At 39.5% G+C, this 19,652-nt stretch carries 18 protein-coding genes; 4 read left to right on the top strand and 14 right to left on the bottom strand.

The annotated features are described in order from the left end of the window. Window positions 1-4: 4 nt before the first annotated feature. Window positions 5-784, top strand: a complete 780-nt coding sequence (gene pcaD, locus MKX14_RS03955; RefSeq protein ID WP_240281809.1) for a 3-oxoadipate enol-lactonase — start codon at window positions 5-7, stop codon at window positions 782-784. A 63-nt stretch (window positions 785-847) separates the two neighbouring features. On the opposite strand, the gene pad is transcribed toward pcaD, so the two are convergent. From pad to MKX14_RS03890, 13 genes are all read right to left on the bottom strand, one after another. After that, window positions 848-2,335 (bottom strand): NAD-dependent phenylacetaldehyde dehydrogenase, encoded by a 1,488-nt coding sequence (pad, locus tag MKX14_RS03950; RefSeq protein ID WP_240281808.1) that lies wholly within the window; start codon window positions 2,333-2,335, stop codon window positions 848-850. A 34-nt stretch (window positions 2,336-2,369) separates the two neighbouring features. Then, on the bottom strand, window positions 2,370-3,587 hold the full coding sequence (locus MKX14_RS03945; protein WP_240282016.1) for a hypothetical protein: 1,218 nt from the start codon (window positions 3,585-3,587) through the stop codon (window positions 2,370-2,372). Between the two features lie 144 nt (window positions 3,588-3,731). Continuing rightward, the gene (tynA, locus tag MKX14_RS03940; protein WP_240281807.1) at window positions 3,732-6,047 is read right to left on the bottom strand and encodes a primary-amine oxidase; all 2,316 of its coding nucleotides are present in this window, start codon (window positions 6,045-6,047) and stop codon (window positions 3,732-3,734) included. Window positions 6,048-6,255: 208 nt separating this feature from the next. Then, window positions 6,256-7,170 (bottom strand): transcriptional regulator FeaR, encoded by a 915-nt coding sequence (feaR, locus tag MKX14_RS03935; protein WP_001077876.1) that lies wholly within the window; start codon window positions 7,168-7,170, stop codon window positions 6,256-6,258. 197 nt (window positions 7,171-7,367) lie between these two features. Further along, a complete protein-coding gene (locus MKX14_RS03930) occupies window positions 7,368-8,324 on the bottom strand; it encodes a p-hydroxyphenylacetate 3-hydroxylase reductase component (protein ID WP_002121008.1) in 957 nt (318 codons plus the stop codon). 45 nt (window positions 8,325-8,369) lie between these two features. Further along, a complete protein-coding gene (locus MKX14_RS03925; protein ID WP_240281806.1) occupies window positions 8,370-9,323 on the bottom strand; it encodes a PDR/VanB family oxidoreductase in 954 nt (317 codons plus the stop codon). A gap of 34 nt (window positions 9,324-9,357) precedes the next feature. Further along, complete coding sequence (locus MKX14_RS03920) at window positions 9,358-10,095, bottom strand: SDR family NAD(P)-dependent oxidoreductase (RefSeq protein WP_240281805.1); 738 nt, start codon at window positions 10,093-10,095, stop codon at window positions 9,358-9,360. A 10-nt stretch (window positions 10,096-10,105) separates the two neighbouring features. Further along, window positions 10,106-10,591 (bottom strand): aromatic-ring-hydroxylating dioxygenase subunit beta, encoded by a 486-nt coding sequence (locus tag MKX14_RS03915; protein WP_004701406.1) that lies wholly within the window; start codon window positions 10,589-10,591, stop codon window positions 10,106-10,108. Window positions 10,592-10,601: 10 nt separating this feature from the next. Next, a complete protein-coding gene (locus MKX14_RS03910; protein WP_240281804.1) occupies window positions 10,602-11,879 on the bottom strand; it encodes an aromatic ring-hydroxylating oxygenase subunit alpha in 1,278 nt (425 codons plus the stop codon). A 29-nt stretch (window positions 11,880-11,908) separates the two neighbouring features. After that, entirely contained in the window at window positions 11,909-12,442 is a 534-nt protein-coding gene (locus MKX14_RS03905; RefSeq protein ID WP_240281803.1) for a nuclear transport factor 2 family protein, read from the bottom strand. 4 nt (window positions 12,443-12,446) lie between these two features. Next, on the bottom strand, window positions 12,447-12,806 hold the full coding sequence (locus MKX14_RS03900) for a hypothetical protein (protein WP_000387554.1): 360 nt from the start codon (window positions 12,804-12,806) through the stop codon (window positions 12,447-12,449). Window positions 12,807-12,831: 25 nt separating this feature from the next. Then, window positions 12,832-13,980, bottom strand: coding sequence for an acyl-CoA dehydrogenase family protein (locus MKX14_RS03895; protein ID WP_240282015.1), 1,149 nt, complete (start codon window positions 13,978-13,980; stop codon window positions 12,832-12,834). 36 nt (window positions 13,981-14,016) lie between these two features. Next, on the bottom strand, window positions 14,017-15,126 hold the full coding sequence (locus MKX14_RS03890) for an amidase (protein WP_240281802.1): 1,110 nt from the start codon (window positions 15,124-15,126) through the stop codon (window positions 14,017-14,019). A 149-nt stretch (window positions 15,127-15,275) separates the two neighbouring features. Here MKX14_RS03890 and MKX14_RS03885 point away from each other — a divergent pair, with 149 nt between their 5' ends. The 3 genes from MKX14_RS03885 to MKX14_RS03875 all read left to right on the top strand — a co-directional run bounded on the left by MKX14_RS03885 (window position 15,276) and on the right by MKX14_RS03875 (window position 18,859). Then, window positions 15,276-15,743, top strand: a complete 468-nt coding sequence (locus MKX14_RS03885; protein ID WP_240282014.1) for a MarR family winged helix-turn-helix transcriptional regulator — start codon at window positions 15,276-15,278, stop codon at window positions 15,741-15,743. Between the two features lie 400 nt (window positions 15,744-16,143). Further along, complete coding sequence (locus tag MKX14_RS03880; RefSeq protein ID WP_017399597.1) at window positions 16,144-17,493, top strand: spinster family MFS transporter; 1,350 nt, start codon at window positions 16,144-16,146, stop codon at window positions 17,491-17,493. A 109-nt stretch (window positions 17,494-17,602) separates the two neighbouring features. After that, window positions 17,603-18,859: an OprD family outer membrane porin gene (locus MKX14_RS03875; RefSeq protein ID WP_240281801.1), complete on the top strand. Its 1,257-nt coding sequence runs from the start codon at window positions 17,603-17,605 to the stop codon at window positions 18,857-18,859. 34 nt (window positions 18,860-18,893) lie between these two features. Here the strand turns inward: MKX14_RS03875 and MKX14_RS03870 are convergent, their stop codons facing one another. Further along, a complete protein-coding gene (locus MKX14_RS03870) occupies window positions 18,894-19,637 on the bottom strand; it encodes an SDR family oxidoreductase (RefSeq protein ID WP_240281800.1) in 744 nt (247 codons plus the stop codon). Window positions 19,638-19,652: the final 15 nt, after the last annotated feature.

The raw sequence follows: 19,652 nt of genomic DNA, 5'->3' as shown, positions 1-19,652 counted from the left end.
ACAAATGCCATCTTTTCAATCTGCCGATGCACAAATTAACTATCAAACTTTTGGCGAACCGTCGTCCCCTGCTCTGGTGTTTTCCAATTCTTTGGGCACCAATTATGGTATGTGGCAAAAACAGTTTAATCAGTTAAAAGATCAATTTTTTGTGATCTGCTATGACACTCGTGGTCACGGTTCATCATCTACGCCTGACGGTCCATATACTGTAGAGCAATTAGGTGAAGATGTTGTTCGTTTACTGGATCATCTGAATATTAGCAAAGCTGCTTTTTGTGGTATTTCTATGGGTGGTTTAACCGGTCAATGGCTGGCGATTCATTACCCTGACCGTTTTAGTCATGTGGTTGTGGCAAATACTGCCGCTAAAATTGGACAAGAACAGGCATGGCTTGACCGTGCAAAATTAGTACGTCAGCAAGGTTTACAGCCAATCGCAGCCACAGCAGCTTCGCGATGGTTTACAGATCCCTTTATCCAAAGTCATGCTTCAATTGTCAACAACCTATGTAACGACTTAAGTGCTGGCAGCGCAATGGGTTATGCCAATTGTTGTGAGGCTTTGGCTAAAGCGGATGTCCGTGAGCAGTTAAAAGACATCAAAATTCCTGTATTGGTGATTGCTGGAACTCAAGACCCTGTAACGACTGTTGCAGATGGTGAGTTTATGCAGCAACGCATTCCACAATCAAAACTTGCAGAAATAGATGCCTCTCATATTTCCAATGTAGAGCAACCAGAAGCTTTTAATAAAATCCTAAAGGATTTTTTATTAGGTTAATTTAATGATTCAAAAAAAAATGGCCTTTATAGGCCATTTTTATATCTCGTAGAATCTTTGAACTTAATACCGAATCATCACCGATTTTAATTCAGTGTAATCTTCAATAAAAGCATCTGAAAACTCTCTGCCAATTCCTGAAGCTTTTACCCCGCCAAATGGAACTGATGGATCTAAGAACGTATGCATATTGACCCACAAGGTCCCTGCTTCAATTTTAGGAATCAAACGCAATGCTTTAGATAAATCATTTGTCCAAATACTTGCGGTTAAACCAAAGCGCGACTGATTCATAAGCTGAATAAGCTCTTCATCAGTTTCGAATGGCATTACTCCGACCACTGGACCAAAAGTTTCCTCTGAAAATAAAGGATCATCGGTATTTTTAAAGGAAATTAAAGTTGGCTGTACAAAATACCCTATCTGATCTAGAGCCTTACCCCCTGCAATAATCTGGTTGTTGGCTTTAGCCATATCTAAATAATGTTTTACTTTATTAAAATGTGGCTGATTAGAGAGTGGACCAAACATACTTCCTTCATCCATAGCCGATCCAATTTTGAAACTAGAGAGTGCTTTAGAGAGCTTCTCGACTAGTTCATCATGTTTTGTATGGTGTACAAAAAAACGCTCTGGGGATGCACAAACTTGACCTTGATGCACAAAAGTTGCTTGCAACAAAGTCGGTAAAATCTCATCAATATTTGCATCGGCCAAAACGGCTATTGCATTTTTACCACCTAGCTCCAGACTTACCCGAGTTAAATCACTACTCATTGCAAGTTTACCGATGGCAATACCTGTTGGTACTGAACCTGTAAACGAGACTTTCTTAACGAGCGGGGACTCAATTAAATATTGTCCTGTCTCCCCCTTACCTGTCACTACATTAATTACACCCTCTGGAATACCTGCCTCAATCGCAAGTTCGGCTAAACGCAATAAAGATAAGCTGGCAAACTCACTTGGTTTAAGCACAATGGTACAGCCCGTTGTTAAAGCTGAACCGATTTTCCAAACACCAATCATCAGTGAAAAATTCCAAGGCACAATCCCTGCAACTACCCCCACTGGTTGCCTTAAAGTAAAGGCCGTATATTTCTCACCTTGCATAGAAGGAATAGAGGGTTGCATAGTTTGACCATTAATTTTGGTTGCCCACCCTGCAAAATATCTTAAGAAAATAACAGATTGTGCGACTTCAAGATGTCTTGAAATATTGATAAGTTTTCCAGTAGACAACGACTCAAGCTGAGCAAGTTCTTCACCATGTTGCTCAATTAAATCTGCCAACTTATTTAGTTTAACGCCACGTTCATATGGCGTAGTTTCAGCCCAAGCATTTTGAAAAGCATGTTCAGCACTTTTAACGGCGCTTACGACATCTTGTTGACTACCTATACTAATTTGAGCAACAACTTGTTCAGTCGATGGATTTACAATATCTACTTTCTCTAAAAGCTCGGCAGCAACTAATTTTCCATCAATAAAGTGTCCATGTTGACGTGTCATAAATTCCTGCACGCTTTGTAAAATCTGAACTTCACTCATTTTTTATTTCTCTCAATTCATTTAAAAGGATCTATTAATAGATGTATTGCAGAATCAACTGCGCATATACATTAGTCTTGTCATCGTAGTTTTGAGTACCACCACTATGGATATCGTGTTTTGGTTTATAGAGTCCCACTAAAGGAATAACGTTGAATTTTTTATTCACTGACCACACCGAAAATACATCCAGCTCATGTCCGTCTACATTGGTTAATGACTTATTTACTGTTTTGAACTTATAGGCCAAAGCACCCAACATAAAATTTTCTTTTAGATTCATGCTGTAAGAAACTTGATGAATATCTGCATTTTTATTGAATGGCCCAGCATAATTTCCGGCAACTTCGCCCTGAAACCATGTGCCAAAGCCGACAGTATTTCCATAAAACATGGTGTCGTATTGGTCTGAAAAATGGCTAAAACGGTAGCCTAATAAGGGTGTATATTTTGAAGATAAAAAGTTATAGTTCAGCGCTAAGTAGCCAGCATTTTCGTGGCGATCTTTTTTATCTTGAACTACAAACTCAGTTTTAACTTCTATCTCTGGTAAAGGTTGATAATTCAAGCGTAAAGCATAATTTTTAAGATCTTCGCGCCCTGAAACGTGTTCAGCATCTTCAAGATCTAATACATTTAAGTAAGTGAACCCAACACCTTTATCTTTAAGCTGATACATCAGATCAGCCACAAAGAGTTCTGGGGAAAATTGTGCTTTATTGTCTGACTTTAGATAAGCCAGTTTTAGCGTTGTATTCTCTTGCGGTTTATATTGCAGCAAACTTGTAAAATCAAAGCTTCGACGAGCTGCCAAATAATATGCTCCACCACGATCTAGTGTGCCATCCGCAGGCGCTTTACCAAGATTTAATGCATCACCCGCAATGAAGAACCCATCACCAATCATGATATTTTGTCGACCGATACTTAAATCATAGGTCGTTAACTCATCTTTATTGGTGCCGTCTTTAAAACCAATGATCCATTCATTCACATCTGTTTTACGTTCTTTGCCATTACTATTTTGGCCTGCGTCACCATCACCAAATGTTGCCGAGCTAATACCGCTCAAGCTTGCATAGAGCTGATTGTTTTTAAAGGTGTATTGTCCTTTCGCACCATATTTAAGATGACCTTCTTGCCAATTGATTCTTTCATCCTCTAGGTTTTCACCGTTATAGCTTTTACCGCTACTAAAGGCCCCAAAAGTTGCTTCAAAAGTTGGCTTAATTTCAAGCTCACCAGCATGCACAGTTGAAAAAAATGAGACAAAGAGAGTCCCTCTCACAACCTGAGAAAATAAATTTTTCATTGAGAAATTCCTTTTTTGCGAACGGCCTAACAGTGCTCAGGTATGGGCAACTTATTCGTTACCCACCCTCGTTCATGTTGATCTTTAGTGATGGTCGTGCCGTGTGCTTTGCTCGTCTTCACCCAAGTTTAAAGTCGGTGTGCTGTCAAAGAAGTTCCAAGGTTTGATGAGCGTATTCACCCACTCTGTCGGCATGATTGGCCATTCTTCAGCACGTGCCACATGGGTTGTACCTGTTGTCATCCACACTACAAGGTCTTTATTTTCAATATTTTCATTGTTGCCAATGAACTGTCCTAACCCTGTGTCATGAGTTGAACGGTTTGAATATTTCCCTTCAGGATAGCGTTCGTCTGGATTGTACTGAGTCACCCAAATTTGCTTATCCATAAAGTTCAAACGTTTAAATAACCATTCATCTTTAGAGAAATTGGCTCCTTTTGCCACAGGGTGTGTTCCACCTGCAAATGGAATGAGTTGGTAAGAAACCGGATTGCCTAATTTATTTTCTTTGTTGAAATTCGTGAGTAAACGAATGGTGGATGGATCAAATTTTTCAGCTGCATTTTGCTCATTCGTAATGACTTTACTGTCAATTTGCATTGAGCTTGTACGAACACCACCTTTGTCATTGGTTTTCACCACAGGGTCCATATGCATAAAGCTGTTGTTTTCCCCATCTACGTCCATATCTAAACGGAAGTTATAGATGTGCTGATGCGTTGTACCGACAATATTATGGTCAATTAAAGTTCCATATTTGGTATCTTCTTTGGCGGTACTGTCATGCATGGTGCGTGATTTAACACCTTTAACAGCTTCAATACCGGTTGCACCCGCATTAATTCCAATTACACCATTTTGGGCAAATACCCAGTCAAACATGTAATCATAGTTCCCCACTGTACTAATCCAGCGCACAACAAGTTCACGGCGGGCTTCACTGGCATCTTGGTTACCAAAAATTTCGTGATGTTTATATTCAGGTCCTGCATAACGTTCAAACACAGCAATGGCATTTGGAATCACTTGTGGCTGGCCTTTATAGTCTGCAATCACGGCATCAAGTAAAACAGCGTTGTCAGGTGCATCTGTTCCAGGAAGAATAGATGAGGTAAGTGTTCCCATACCATATTCGCCAGAGTCTAAATAAGATTTGAAGTACCAACCAATATCAGGGTCACCATATGGAACCACCATTCCACCCAAGTTACCTTCATACATGACTTTACGCTTTACGCCTTTATCTTTGTAAGTCACGGTTGAAAGCTGTAAGCCAACACGAGAGTCTAAGGCCACATGCAAACACCAGTTCCCCCAATGTATGGTTTGGCCTGTAATGCTAAAGTTTTTGCCCTCAGGTTCAGTAATATTGAGTGGTTTTAGCTTACTTGCTACGGGCTTATTCGACATATAAGGTCGATTTGCCATTGGCACAGGAATGATTGCGCCTTCTTCAATCTTAATAATTTTTTCTTTATCTAAATCCACTACAGCAACTAAATTTTCAATTGGATGCGCCCAATAATTACCATCGCCTACATCGAGGTAAGCGACGACTTTTAATATATTGAGTTGTTTGTCCAAACCATCTTTACCGCCAAAATATCCAACAGTTAGTGGAGTAGCAATCACTTTCTTCACATCGGTAATGCCGCGTTTCCGTAAAGCTTCCTGATATTCTTTACTTGTCTCAATTACGCGTTGTACAGCTTCAAAATTATCGAGCAACACCATTCCATGAGTGTCTTTCAGTACATTCCATTTTGTGACTTGTTGAGTGTTAAGATTCACTTCACCTTCAATCGCTTGACTCCCCTTTAACAAAATAAATGAGGCAATACGATCTTCTTTAAATTCTTTGTGATTAATAAAGTAATCCCAGACTTTGGCTTTTTCAGGCTCTTTAAGCTTTAACTCGGCAAAACGCATATTTTTATAGGCGTATTTCGAGCGGTTAATCACATCAAATGTCTTTTTAATTTCGTCAGAGTTTAGGCTATTGAGTGGGTGAAACGTATTTTCAATTTTAAAAGTTTGATCTAACCCAGACTGGAATACTTCATTAAAAAAATCTTTTCCAATAACAGGCTTACCATCCTTAATTAATAAAGGCACACTGAGCTTGAAAGGTTTGCCATTTATCAAAACCTGATCTGAATTGGGTTTAGCTCGAACCACCATAGAACCTTTGGTGATCATATAAGTATTAGTAAAATCGTCTTTGACAACTTTAGCACCTTGCTCACTCATATTTTGATAAAGTGAGACCATTTCGGCCTTTCCACCATGAGCAAACGCTTGAGTATTGAGTCCCCAAAAGCTTGCAGCGATTGATAAGTTAAGTGCCAGTATTTTTTGTATGTCATTCAATAATCGTTGTTTACGCATTGGTTTCATCCTTTTCATCTATCCCTGAACTATCTGAATCAGACAGTTAAAATGCACTTCCTGTGAGTAAAATTCATTAGACCAACTTAATAGTTTTATGGTTATTAAGCTTATCTAACCTGCTCTAATGAATTTAATTTCAACACAGTTACATAGGGCTAGCTTGTTCAAGAATGACGTCGAATTTGTTTAAAAATGACATTGAGAGATGAAAGATTTAAACCGACATACCCTCTCTAAATTCTTTAGGAGAGATACCATAAGTCTTTTTAAAGATTTTTGAGAAATGAGCGCCATCCCAAAAACCCCACTTCAAGGCAATTTGAGTAATCGAGCTTTGTTTGTTCTTTTTATCAAGCAAATCTGCTTTGACTTTTTCTAGGCGTTTGAGCTGTATATATTTGTTAATAGATAAATTTTCTTGAAGAAATAAACGGTAGAGATGACGTAGCGACACCCCAATATGCTCTGCAATTAATTTAGGGGTTAAATCTGGTTTTGCTAAGTTTTCTATAATATAACGCTCAGCTTTTTCCATTAGATTATTTGAGCTATTTATATTTTTATAATTGATTGTGGGTTTGATTAAGGCGATCAGCGCATCTTCAAAAGCATTGCCATCCTCGGTTGCGTACCAAAGTTTGATGTTTTCAGCAGACATATTTTTCAAAATATTCTTGAGTAAAAAACCACTCATATTTTGCGTAATGAGCTTTCCAAAATATTCGGTACTAATATTTTCTTTCAGTAATTTTTCACGCGACAGGTGCACTGAAATCTGGCTTACCAAACCTTGCGGGTACATCGAAATTGTTTCGACTGGGTCTACCAACACAATATCGCCTTCATTCAGGCTTAAGGTTTCATTTTTATATTCGAGCAACATTTTTCCCGAATACTGCAAAATCAAAAAACAAAAACGATTATTCACTCGATCGATTTCATCGGCTTTTCGGACAATTTTATTGGCATTGTTTTTGATAAAAGCAATTTCGGTATCGCCCAATAAAAAGCACTGAACTTCACCAATGAATAAATTACGGGTCCCGTCAAAATCGGTTTCAAAATTGCCGCACACACTTTTAATATGGTGCGTCCATGTGAGTAATGCATCGCTTACATATTGGTTCATCCCTTACCTCTCTATACATGTACCACCGCTCAAAATTTTGCGTTTGTGGTGGTGCACTGTCATGGCTTTTTACAATCTTGTTTTATTGATAAACAAATTGTGTGCCAAAAATTCCTTATCCTTGGAATTGTTTTGCTGATAGTCAGCTAGATGTAAAGAAGCTGATAAATCAATTCAATTTATCAGCTTAATTGGACTTATGCTACTCCTGCAAAATCTCGTAGCATGGTAATAAAAATATCCTTTTGTTCCTCAGAATACTTTTTAAACACCTCATTTTGGTGGCTGTCGGCAATATCAAATAAATACTGCGCTGTTTGTTTACCCTTCTCGGTCAATGCATACAAATTATCGTGGTCAACCAATAACCCTTCAAATTTTAAGATTTCAGCCGACCTTTCAACTTCTTGCATTGGCATAGCAATATCACGCGGTAAATCTTCCTTACTTGAAGCAGTACCACTGGCTAAAACGAGCAAAAGACGTGATTCACTGGTACGGAAACCCGAAGCCATTTGCTTAGGGATATAGTCGGTTTGATAAGCTTTAAAAGCACGACTCATTAAGTAACATACATTATTATATAAGTGCCCATAATGTGTCTGGTCTACGCCGTTCTGTTCAGTCTGTTTAACTTGAAGGCTCGGATGCGGCATGACACAAGAATATGCGCCTTGATGGTAGACCAACGGGCTTCGGCCTTGGTCATGGAAACGAACCACTTTGCCAATAATAATCCAGTGATCACCACCTTCAATCACTTGATAACGTTCGCACTCAAACACCGCAGAACAATTTTCTAAAATAGGTGCGCATCCTGCACCAAGTTGAAAATTGGTGTCGGCAAATTTATCAATATTGCGTCTCGAAAACTTATTAGACAGCTCAATTTGCGTGCCCGATAAAATATTGACTGCAAAATGTGTTGCTTCTTCAAATACTGAAAAACTTGACGATTTTTTATCAATACTCCACAAAATAAGTGGTGGATCGAGTGATACCGAGTTAAAACTATTTGCGGTTACACCGACTTTCTCACCTTGTGCATTTTGTGCAGTAACAATGGTAACGCCTGTTGCAAAATTTCCTAATGCTCGTCGAAACTGTAGTGGATCGACCGTAAACTCATCTATTTGTTGTAATACATTCATCATCTTTCTCCTAAACCTTCTCTTACATCCATATAAATCGCGAGAGCATTAGATATCTAAAACTAATCTCGGTGTTTTAGAGCGTGAACAGCACACTAATATTTGCTCATTGCTGGCCTTTTCTTCGTCAGTAAAATAAACATCTCTGTGATCTGGTTCGCCTTCAATCACATCGCACATGCAGGTTCCACATACGCCTTGCTCGCATGACATCTCAATCTCGATGCCTTCTTTAGCCAAAGCCTGCAAAATGGTTTCACCAGCTTCAACCATAATGATTTTTCCAGTTCGCTCAGCCACCACCTCAAATGAATCTCCTGACGTGTCTGTTTCGACTTGGAAATACTCTTTGTGGATTTGCTGCTCAGGAAAATCGTGAGTCGTGGCGAGATTAATCACCCAATCCATAAAACCGACTGGACCACAGGTATAAATATGACTTTCAGGGTCAATATCTTTAATGGCAGATTCAAAAAATGCTCTGTGGCTTGCGCCTTCAGATTTAAAATGGAACGTTGTGTATTGTGCTAACTCACCATTTTTAATTTCATCAACAAAAGCACATTTTTCAGGGCTAGCACCACAGTAGTGAAGCTCAAATGATGCACCTTCATGTGCAAGTTGATATGCCATCGTAATTAATGGCGTAATCCCGATTCCACCGCCAATCAATACACTGTGTTTAGCTTTTAAAAGTGGGAATAAGTTTTTCGGCTCACTGATCTGAATTTGCATGCCATCTTTAATTTCATCAAATGCAGAAATCGAGCCGCCACGTGATTCAGGGTCACGTAAAATTCCAAGGCGAAACTTTCCTTCGTCATTTGGATTTTGGCAAAGCGAATATTGGCGCACCATACCATTCGGTAAGTGCACATCAATATGCGCACCGGGTTCAACCTTTGGTAATGCAGCAGAAGTTGCAGATTCAAATTCCATGACTGCAATATTTCCACCTTCCACATGGCGATTTTTAACGACAACATCATAAAGTGTAGTCATGATTTAACTCCCTTTTCATGGTTAAGCGATTGGCTTAACGCATGAATAAACCACCGTTAATATCCCATGTTGCACCAGTCACAAACCCCGCATTTGGACTCGCAAGCAACCCACAAGTTTCAGCAATAAAATGCATACTTCCTAAGGTATTAACTGGAATATTCTGGATGAACTGTTCCATTTTCTCGTCAGACACCACACTATGAACGATTGGAGATTCCATCGGTCCTGGTGCAACCGCATTAACCGTCACCCCTTTTGCCGCAAATTCTTTGGCAAAAATTTTGGTTAACGTCACAATCGCACCTTTTGTTGCCGCATAGTGTGCACCCGTTGCAGTACCGCCATTTTGTCCTGCTAACGAGGCCATATTAATGATGCGTCCATAGCCTTTTTTAGCCATATATTGACCAATAATTTGACAAGCTTGAAAGGTGCCGCGTTGGTTAACTTGGGTCACCCAATCAAAATCGGCTGCAGTAATTTCTAATACGGGCGTTGCTTTGGTAACGGTGGCATTGTTAATTAACACATCAAGTTTAGAAAATTTCTCTTCAATCCATTGCACCGCAGCATGAAAATCTGCTTCAACCGAAATATCTAATTTCAAGGGAAACATATTTTGTGCATATTGACTTTGTACCTTGGCATTTTCGGCTTTTTCAAGCGTACTTGCTGACAAAATCACTTGATGGCCTTGGCTCGCAAAATATTCAGCAATCACATTACCGAGTCCAGAAGCAGCACCTGTCACTAAAACAACTTGTTTCATGTTACCGCTCCTAAAGAATGTAGCTAATACCAGCTAAGGTATCGGTTGAGTTAACCAAGTTAATGATTTTACGGTTAATCTTAAAGCCTGTAGCCGCATCACGCGTCAAATGGTAAGTAATATCTGCGGTGTAATGCTTGAGGTTTTCTTTACGAAACTCACGTAAGTTTTGAGCACAGCGTAAAACGATTTCATCATCCTGATCTTGAATCACTCGTACACGAGAAATGCTACGCACGGTATTTGCTTTAGGTGCTGTAGAAATCGCTTCACCATTTTCCAGACGTTCTACACGTAAAGTACGCATATGATTATCGTCATAGGCATAATTTAAGTTGTTTTCGTAGTCAGTGAGGTTTGGGTCAATCGGAATGATATAGACACCCTTTTCATTCCATAAATTGAGCCATTCACGGTATTCACTGTGGTCTAACATATCTGCTTCGGCCCAGATGAAAGCAGTGACTTCATTTAATAATTGCAGATTCATATTCATTGCTCTCTCCTTAAGCCTTCATCATCTTTTTCCACTGCTGATATGCTGCACGCATACCAGTTTCAGCACTGACATCACTTTTTAAGCCATCTTCAGTTTTGACTTCACCCGGTAAACCGCGGTTGAGCATGATCCATAAATCATTACCGGCATTGGCACCATGTTGTACGCGCTCCCAAGCTTCTGAGTCATCTGGCGTACCAAAACCAAATGGACCTTGGAAATGTTCATGCAAACGTAAGCGATATTGGTTGGCAATTTGCGGGCCACCATCCATCGTAATTACCGAGTGATGAATTTCTGTTTCAGCAACTGAAATTGGCTGTAACACACGGAAGAACGCCATCGAACATGCAATATTTGGGAATAAATTTAAGTTAAAGCCAGAACCACCGACTGCACGAACAATACGGCGTACTTCTAACTCTTCATGGCCTTCGTCACGCAAAGCTTGAGCCAAGTCTTCAAAGCGCTCTTGAATTGGTCGCTCCATAAGCTCTTCGTCTAGATCAACCAGTTCAGGAATCATCACCATAACACTGTGACCATTACCTAAGTCTTCAACAAAGCCCGGTTGGTTTTCGAAGTTAAAGAGTTCTTCTGTTTTTTCATCGACAGAACTTAAGAATGACTTATGTACCAACGGGAAGTGATATGCATCGGTGGTATTTTCAAGCTGGATTTTCCAGTTACCCGGGAAGCGGAAACGGTGTTCGCCCAACACTTTAATTGGATAACCCGCGCCTTGTTTCATAAACAGGTCAATCCATTTTTTTGCAGGTCCAAGGAACTCTTCAAGAGGCTGAATATCTTCTTTAAATGAAGCGAAGATCATGCCGTTATATTCTTCTGCACGTAGACTCACCAACGGTAATTCTGATTTATCTAAACAATCGCCGTAGCTTTCCGGAGATGGTACACCACGTAAACTACCGTCAAGTGCATAACTCCAACCGTGGTACGGACATACAAAACTATTAGTTTTTCCTTTTTTATGTTCGCATACGGTTGCTGCACGGTGACGACAACGGTTTAAAAGTACATGGACTTTCTTTTTACGGTCACGTACCACAACCACAGGCTGTTTACCGATGTTAATCGTTTTATAGCTTCCGCTTTCTGGAATTTCGCTAGCATGCGCAACCCACACCCAAGTGCTATAAAAGATTTTCTCCATCTCTTCATCAAAAATGCGTTCATCTTTATAAAGAGAGGTATGGGCACGGTCACTTTGAACCAAAGCATCGTAATCAGTGCCAATGTTATGCGTCGGGATAATACTGTTCATATCAATAGTCCTTTTAAATATGTCCTGGGTCATTCCTGAGAAGGTACTGGCAATTCGGCTTCACTGTGCCAATGCGATACGGGACGACTGAAAATATTCTGTGTTTGGAAATGTTTAATTTTCCATGTTCCATCTACTTGCTTTTGAAACTTCACATTGAGCTTTGCTGCATTTAAGTGGCTACGGCCATCTTTAAACGTTGAAGTCTGCAACATCAGCCATGAAGCATTTGCATCATTTTGATTTACATAAATTTGTTCTGAATTTACAAAGTGTGCATTCATAACAAAGTGAGATTCTTTTTGGGTATAGCTTTTAAACATGTCGTAAATCGACTGCCAAGAATCATAACGGCCAAAGGATTTGGCATATTTCTCGCCAACACCTTCCCAAATACAGTCCTGATCAAAAAGATTCATCAGCTCATCAAGGTCTGTATTTGCATTAAGCTCGTCACAGATTTCCATATAACGGTTCAGACAATTACGAATGGCGTTGTGCGCTTCTAAATGTTCTAGTCGCTCTAAGATTTCTGCAAAATTCACTTTGTCATTCATTGCCATCGCCTTAACGTTGGATAATCAATTCGCGCCCAACACGAGCTTCAACTTTGCAATATTTCCAAAGTTTGTATGGCCCTTCGCCCACCACGGTCGTTCTAAACAAGTTACAAGCGGCATGTACTGTTTCAATATCCGGAACATCTGCAAGCAAGTACGTAGTCCAAGGCCAACCTGCACTTGGGCCAACCATACTTTGGTCATCATCAAGATTTCCAAAAACATGTACGCCCGGTAAGTCATGAATGCCATTCCACATTTCACCAAACGCGGCCCAAACTGCTTTCGCTTCAGCAGGTTCTGCATCAAAAAAGTTTTGGTTAATACCCATGCAGAACAAAACGCGTAATGATTTTTTAGCTTCCATTTCAATATCCTTTTAAAAATTAAACTTATAAATAACCTGGGGTTGGTTTTAACCCGAAACTGATTGAGCCTGCATTTTGTAAAGTTGCATCACCCATAAAGGCATGCTGAGTCACCACGTTGGTGTCATTCACAAAACGGCTAAATGGATTGTTGGTATAAATTGCTGTCATGCCCGCAAGCATTTGCATTTTTCGGGTGACTTTGGCGCAAACTCGAGCTGCATGGGTACATGCCAGACGCATATCGCTAATTTGTTCAGCAGTTGCTTCACGACCAGCAATAATTTCATTCCAAACAATGTCCATGGTTTGATAAAACCAAGACTTTGCAGCCTGAAACTCTGCATCAGCCTGAGCAAACTCATATTGAGTCACGGGGCGGTTGGCAATTTCTGAACCGCCTGTAATGGATGCTTTACCCGGCGCCAGTTTTTCAAATTCTTCTAATGCGGCAGCTGCAACCCCAATACCCACCACGGTTAATACTTGAGTCGCTAAAGACAGGGACGGATATTTAAAAAAAGGCTCGCTTAGTTTTGAAGGTTCACCCCGAACAAAGGTCCATTTCTTTTCGACCAATATATCTTCAACGACTAAATCATGACTTCCCGTACCTTTTAGGCCAACTGTGTCCCAAGTCATTTCAATTTTGGCTTTTTTCGCAGGCATCACTGCCATGCGAGGTAAGCCTTGCATTTCATTATTTTTAAGCGGTGAAATCCCCACGCCAACAATGTCAGCTCCCATACAACCGCTGGAAAATTTCCATCTTCCACGCACCACCACACCTTCATCGGTAATTTCGGCAGGTTGGGGTGGAAAAATACCTCCGGCAAACACCACATCTGGCCCGTTTTGGTATAACTCTTTAAGCGTTTCTTCTGGCAAACTTCCTAAATACGCAGGGCTCATACCGAAACTTGCCACCCAACCCACTGAACCATCAGCTTTAGATAAAGTCTCGATCAACTCACAAAATTGCCGAGGAGACCATTCTTCACCGCCAAAACGTTTAGGCACCAAGGCACGATAAACACCAATCTGTTTAAGTTTTTCGATAATGTCTTGGCTCACGTAGGCCTGATTATCAAACTCACCTGCACAGGCACGCTCACGAATTTCTTGGCACAAAGCATCTAAGTCAACTGCTTTGTCTTGAGAAGCAAACTCCATTTTAGACAACTTATTCATCATCTAACTCCTTGTAATTTATTGCATTGCATCAAAACAAAATTTAGCTATAGCGCATAATTGCTCATCTTTTTGATGCTTTGATACGATCTGTAGGCCCACGGGTAACGCTTCACTGGTTTCAAGTGGCACTGAAATGACAGGATGTCCTGATAAATTAAATGGTCGAACTAAAGCTGTAAGATTCAAAAAAGCGACCGTGTTTTCAGCTTCAGAAACTTTTGGTGGAATTTGCGGAAGTGTCGGTAGAACCAATGCATCATATTTTTCTAATAAAGCATCGAGTTCTTGGGTCAGCTGTGCTCTCACAACTTCTGCTTGTTTTACTTGCTCTAAAGTGGTGTGTGCCGCTTTTAATAAACGACCATTTACATCAGAACCAATTAAGCCCGTTTGAGTTAATTCACCAAAAGCTTGCCAATTTTCATAATTAATAATCTGCATGCCTGCATCATAAGCAGCTTCAAAATGTTCAACTTTTTCTAAAGTGGTCTGTAAATTGGCTTTTTGAAGTGCTTGATGAATACAGTTCCAAACAACCTCATCTGCTTTTACATCGAGAACAGCAATTTTTGGTGCGCTAGTACATTGAATAGGTTTGAAAGTTGGATCAATAATTTGCATGGCCTTTTCAATCATCTCGACTGAATTTGCAAAAGGGCCAACACAATCTAAAGAACTTGACGGCGGATATACGCCTTTTCTGCTCACACGACCAAAAGTTGGTTTTAAACCAAAAACTCCGCAGCACGCAGCGGGCATACGGATAGAGCCGCCAGTGTCGGTACCTAGAGTAAAGTCAGCTTGTTTAGCAGCAACTGCCGCAGCCGAACCACTCGAAGAGCCACCTGGAATAAGTTCAGGATATTTAGGGTTGATGGGTGTACCAAAAGCATGGTTAATGCCTGTAATACCGAAAGCCAATTCGTGCAAATTTGTTTTCGCAAGAATTTCACAGTCTGCTTTTAAAATGTTTTTAACCACCTCAGCATCATCTTGAGCAGGTTCAACATTTAATAAAGCTCGACTACCAGCTATGGTTTTCAGACCTTGAATATCAATTGTGTCCTTGACCATCACCTTGAGCTTGCCACTTCCTTTGTGCACGCTTTGGCTAACAATATTCATTCACTTTTCCATGTATTTTTATTCATTAATCAAAATATGGGAAAATTTAATGGAATTGTCAAGTATTTTTTATAATTTGTTCTCAAGGAAATATGCAAAATTTTGTTTATAATAGGATTACCCTTTTTTCACTAAGTTATTGCTTAGCTATGCTTGATCATTTAGAACAATTTCTTCCTAATAAAGAACCGTCGAGTATTCAAAATTTCCCTTTTTTTTGGGTTTCCCAAGTGAATGGAAAGTATTCACAACTGATTGAAAAATCAATAAAAAAGCTAGGTATTGATAATACACGCCGTAAAATTATTTTAAGCACTAATGCCCTTGGGGAAGCCAGTATTACCGACATTGCCAATCTTTCTACTTTAAAGTTAACGACGGCCACAAAAGCTGTATATCGCTTGGTAGAAGATGGAATTGTTGAGGTCTACTCTTCTACTTCTGATGAACGGATCTCGATGGTGAAATTAACGGCCAAAGGTGTTGATCTAGTTGAACAGATTAATCAGATTAGTGTGGTCACCTTGGCAGGCATCCTTAACGCTTTTTCAGAAGACGAGCTTCACAATTTAAATCACCAGTTAAAGAAATTATTTGACCTGATGCCATCCAGTTAAATATTTCTCATTATGATAAATTAGCTTTCTTAGAGCAGTTAAAAATTTCTTTTTCTATAACTGCTCTTTCGTTAAAACAATAAAAATAAATAAAATCAATTTTTTATATCCCAAGCTTATCTGTATATAATTACTTAACATACTTTTTAGGTATTCTAACATACTCAATAAGTAATGGAATTTTACATATAAAAAGAAAATAATAATTCCATGATCTTAAAAATCCCATTAATTCCGAATTGGGTTTAGACGCACTCTTCTGGTCTGTACGAGACCGAATTACTCATTTCTAGCCTATTTATTATTCTTATCTAAAAGGGGGAAATATCGAAAACTTTAGAGGAATAATAAAAGTTAGATATCAATTTCTTTAAGCGTTTTATACATAAGGATTAAGTGTATGAACCAAAGTAATATCGCTGTTGAAAGGACACAAAAGAAAAGCAATGCTTATGCATGGTATGTGGTCATACTTTGTATGTTGGCATATATATTTTCATTTATTGACCGCCAAATTCTGGCGCTGATGATTGAACCCATCAAAGCAGATCTCCAACTTTCAGATACTCAATTTAGCTTATTACATGGCCTCGCCTTCTCACTGTTTTACGCCGTTATGGGTTTACCCTTAGCCTATATTGCCGATCGTTTTTCACGACCAAAACTGATTTCAATCGGGATTATTGTTTGGAGTCTAGCAACGGCAACTTGTGGTTTAAGTAAAAACTTTATTCAACTGTTCTTAAGCCGTATGGCAGTAGGTGTCGGTGAAGCTGCGTTATCTCCAGCCGCTTATTCAATGTTCAGCGATATGTTTAGTAAGGACAAACTAGGACGTGCTGTCGGGATTTATTCAATTGGCGCTTTTTTGGGTGGAGGTATTGCCTTCTTAGTTGGCGGTTATGTGATTAACCTGCTTAAAGGCGTGACACTCATTGAAGTTCCTTTATTAGGGGCCCTTAAAGCATGGCAAATTGCCTTTTTAGTGGTGGGTTTACCTGGCATCATTATTGGTTTGCTGTTTATTTTGACCGTTAAAGACCCTGCACGTAAAGGCCAACAACTCAACCAAAATGGACAAGTTGACCAAGTTAAATTCACACAATGTCTTCAGTTTATTAAAAAACATTCGAAAACATTTGCTTGTCATTATTTAGGTTTTACCTTTTATGCAATGGCACTCTATAGCCTAACTAGCTGGACACCTGCATTTTATATTCGTAAGTTTCAACTCGCGCCGACTGAAACAGGCTATATGCTTGGTACTATTCTGTTAGTCGCAAATACATTAGGCGTATTTTGTGCAGGCTGGCTAAATGACTGGTTTATTAAAAAAGGTCGCCAAGATGCGCCGATGTTCACGGGTGTAATTGGTATTGTTGGCCTGATTATTCCAATTGCATTTTTTACCCAAACAGATCAGCTTTGGCTTTCAGTTAGCTTACTGATTCCTGCAATGTTCTTTGCATCTTTCCCTCTAGTGATTTCAGCAACTGCTTTGCAAATGTTAGCCCCAAACCAGTTTAGAGCACGCCTTTCTGCCCTCTTCCTTTTGGTGAGTAACTTAATTGGACTCGGTATTGGCACAACACTGGTAGCCATTATTACAGATAAAGTTTTTGGTAGCCCATTAATGGTGGGTTCTTCTTTATCTATCGTGGGTGGTTTGTCTTGTGTACTGGCTTTAATTCTACTTTTTAAAGGCTGCAAATTCTTTAGTGAAAGCATGAAGCTTGAAAAATTAAATTAATAGGTCTCACCAATTGCAAAAATGTACTCTCTAACTAAACGCTTAGAGAATACCGAAATATTAGAAATTATTTAGTGCCGAGGACAGGCATACATTTGGGAAATGGATTATGGAATTATTTCACCGCTTTCAACCACACACTTTAGCTGTTGCTACTTTATTACTGATGTGCAGCAACTCATGGGCTGCAAATCCAAATCAGCAAACTGAAGATGAATGGAAATTCACTTTAAAAAATGCCTATATCAACCGTGATTTTGATAATGATGCACTTAAAGATACTGGCAGTTGGTCTCAGGCAGCATCGCTATTTTATAAGTCGAAAATGCATGACACTCCATTAGTCATAGCAGATAAACCTATCACGATTGGGGCCGATGCTTCCGTTCAATACGCCGTGCGCTTGAGTTCAGACAAACATGTTGCGGATACAGTTTTGCCTTTTAATAAAGAAACGCAATCTCAGGCTTCAGACTATCTAAAATACGGCGCGACTTTAAAGCTAGGTTATGACAAAACTTTATTAAGTGTCGGTGAACTCTGGTTAGATTTACCTGTAACGGCTGTCGATGCTAGTCGTCAGCTGCTCACTTCGTATTGGGGAACCAATTTAAAGTCACAACTTTCAGATCAGCTTTATGCCGAAATTGGCCGAGTTGAAAAAGTATCTCCCCGAAATGAAGAGGATTTTAAAAAGTTTTCTTTTACATCAAATGGAATTACCAAAGAATCTGATGGCTTAAATTATATTGATCTGCGATATCAGTTTACGCCGTCGTTGAAGGGCGAATATTACTTTGGTAATTTAGAAGATCTGTATAACAAACACTATGTAGGACTTGAACATACGTGGAAACAGCCAAGTTTTGCTCTGACCTCTAAGTTTAAGTACTTTAATGCGAAAGATGATGGCAGCACTTTTGACATTGATGCGCAGAACATCGGATTACTTGAAACCGTTAAAGTAAAAAACCATACCTTTGGTTTAGGTTATCAGCAAATTATTGGTGAATCAGCTTACCCGCTACCAGATGGCTTCTTACCAGAAACCTATTTCATTAACTGGAATGCTACAGGTTTCTTTAAAGAAGACGAAAAGTCTTACCATGTCATATATGGCTATGACTTTAAAGATTACGTTCCGGGCTTAAACGCAATGGTGAAATATGTTTATGGTCATGACTTTAAAGCAGCTAATGGCGAGAAAAACCACGAAACTGAGTCCAATGTCATTCTGAACTATGCCTTTCAGCAACCTTTCCTAAAAGGCGTGGCCCTGCAATACATTCGTATTGATTACAATGTAAAACATGGCAATGACTTTGGCGAAGACCGTTTATTCGTTAATTACACTAAAAAATTCTAAATAAAAATTACCCCCTAATTTTAGGGGGTATTTTTTATCCTAATTTATTGACCAACTTTAAAGGTAAAACCTTCATGGCAATACTCATGGGTAACCACGGCCACTGTGGCACATAAGCTTTTACAGGTTGCTTTTCGATCGCTTTGACCAAAGCTTTACATCCTGTTTTGGCATCTACTTCAAAAGGTAAATGTTTAGCACCTTCATTCATTTCAGTGCGAATGTAACCTGGGAAAATGGTTGAGACTTTAATTGGTGTATCCAGTAATTCAGCACGAATACCTTCGGCCAAGTGAGCGACCGCAGCTTTACTTGCTGCATAGGTCGATAAATGTTTTGGTAATCCACGCATCGCACTCATGGATGACATCACCACCAAGTGACCGGCATTTTGCGCTCTAAAAATTTCAATCGCTGCCTCACACTGTGCTAAAGCAGAGATAAAGTTTGTTTCAGCCGTGGCTCTGTTAATTTCAAAATTACCTTTACCAATACGGCGGCCATTGCCGACTCCCGCATTTACAATAATTCGGTCTAAATAGCCAAATTCTTGTTTAAAAGCGCGAAATGCTTCAAAAACCTGATCGTAATGAGTCACATCCAGACTTTTTGCAATGACTTTTACACCGTACTCATTTTCAAGTTCAGTTTTTAAATCTTCCAATCTGTCTAAACGGCGTGCACAAATCGCCAAGTTATAACCTTTGGCTGCAAATTCATGCGCCATACCTGCGCCTAAACCAGAACTTGCACCTGTAATTAAAATTGTCTTTGCCATGCTTTTATCCTTATT

The sequence above is a fragment of the Acinetobacter pittii genome, from assembly GCF_022449185.1.
GTDB lineage: Bacteria > Pseudomonadota > Gammaproteobacteria > Pseudomonadales > Moraxellaceae > Acinetobacter > Acinetobacter pittii_I.
Note: the sequence above shows the minus strand (reverse complement) of the source record. Positions and strands in the feature narration are given on the sequence as shown.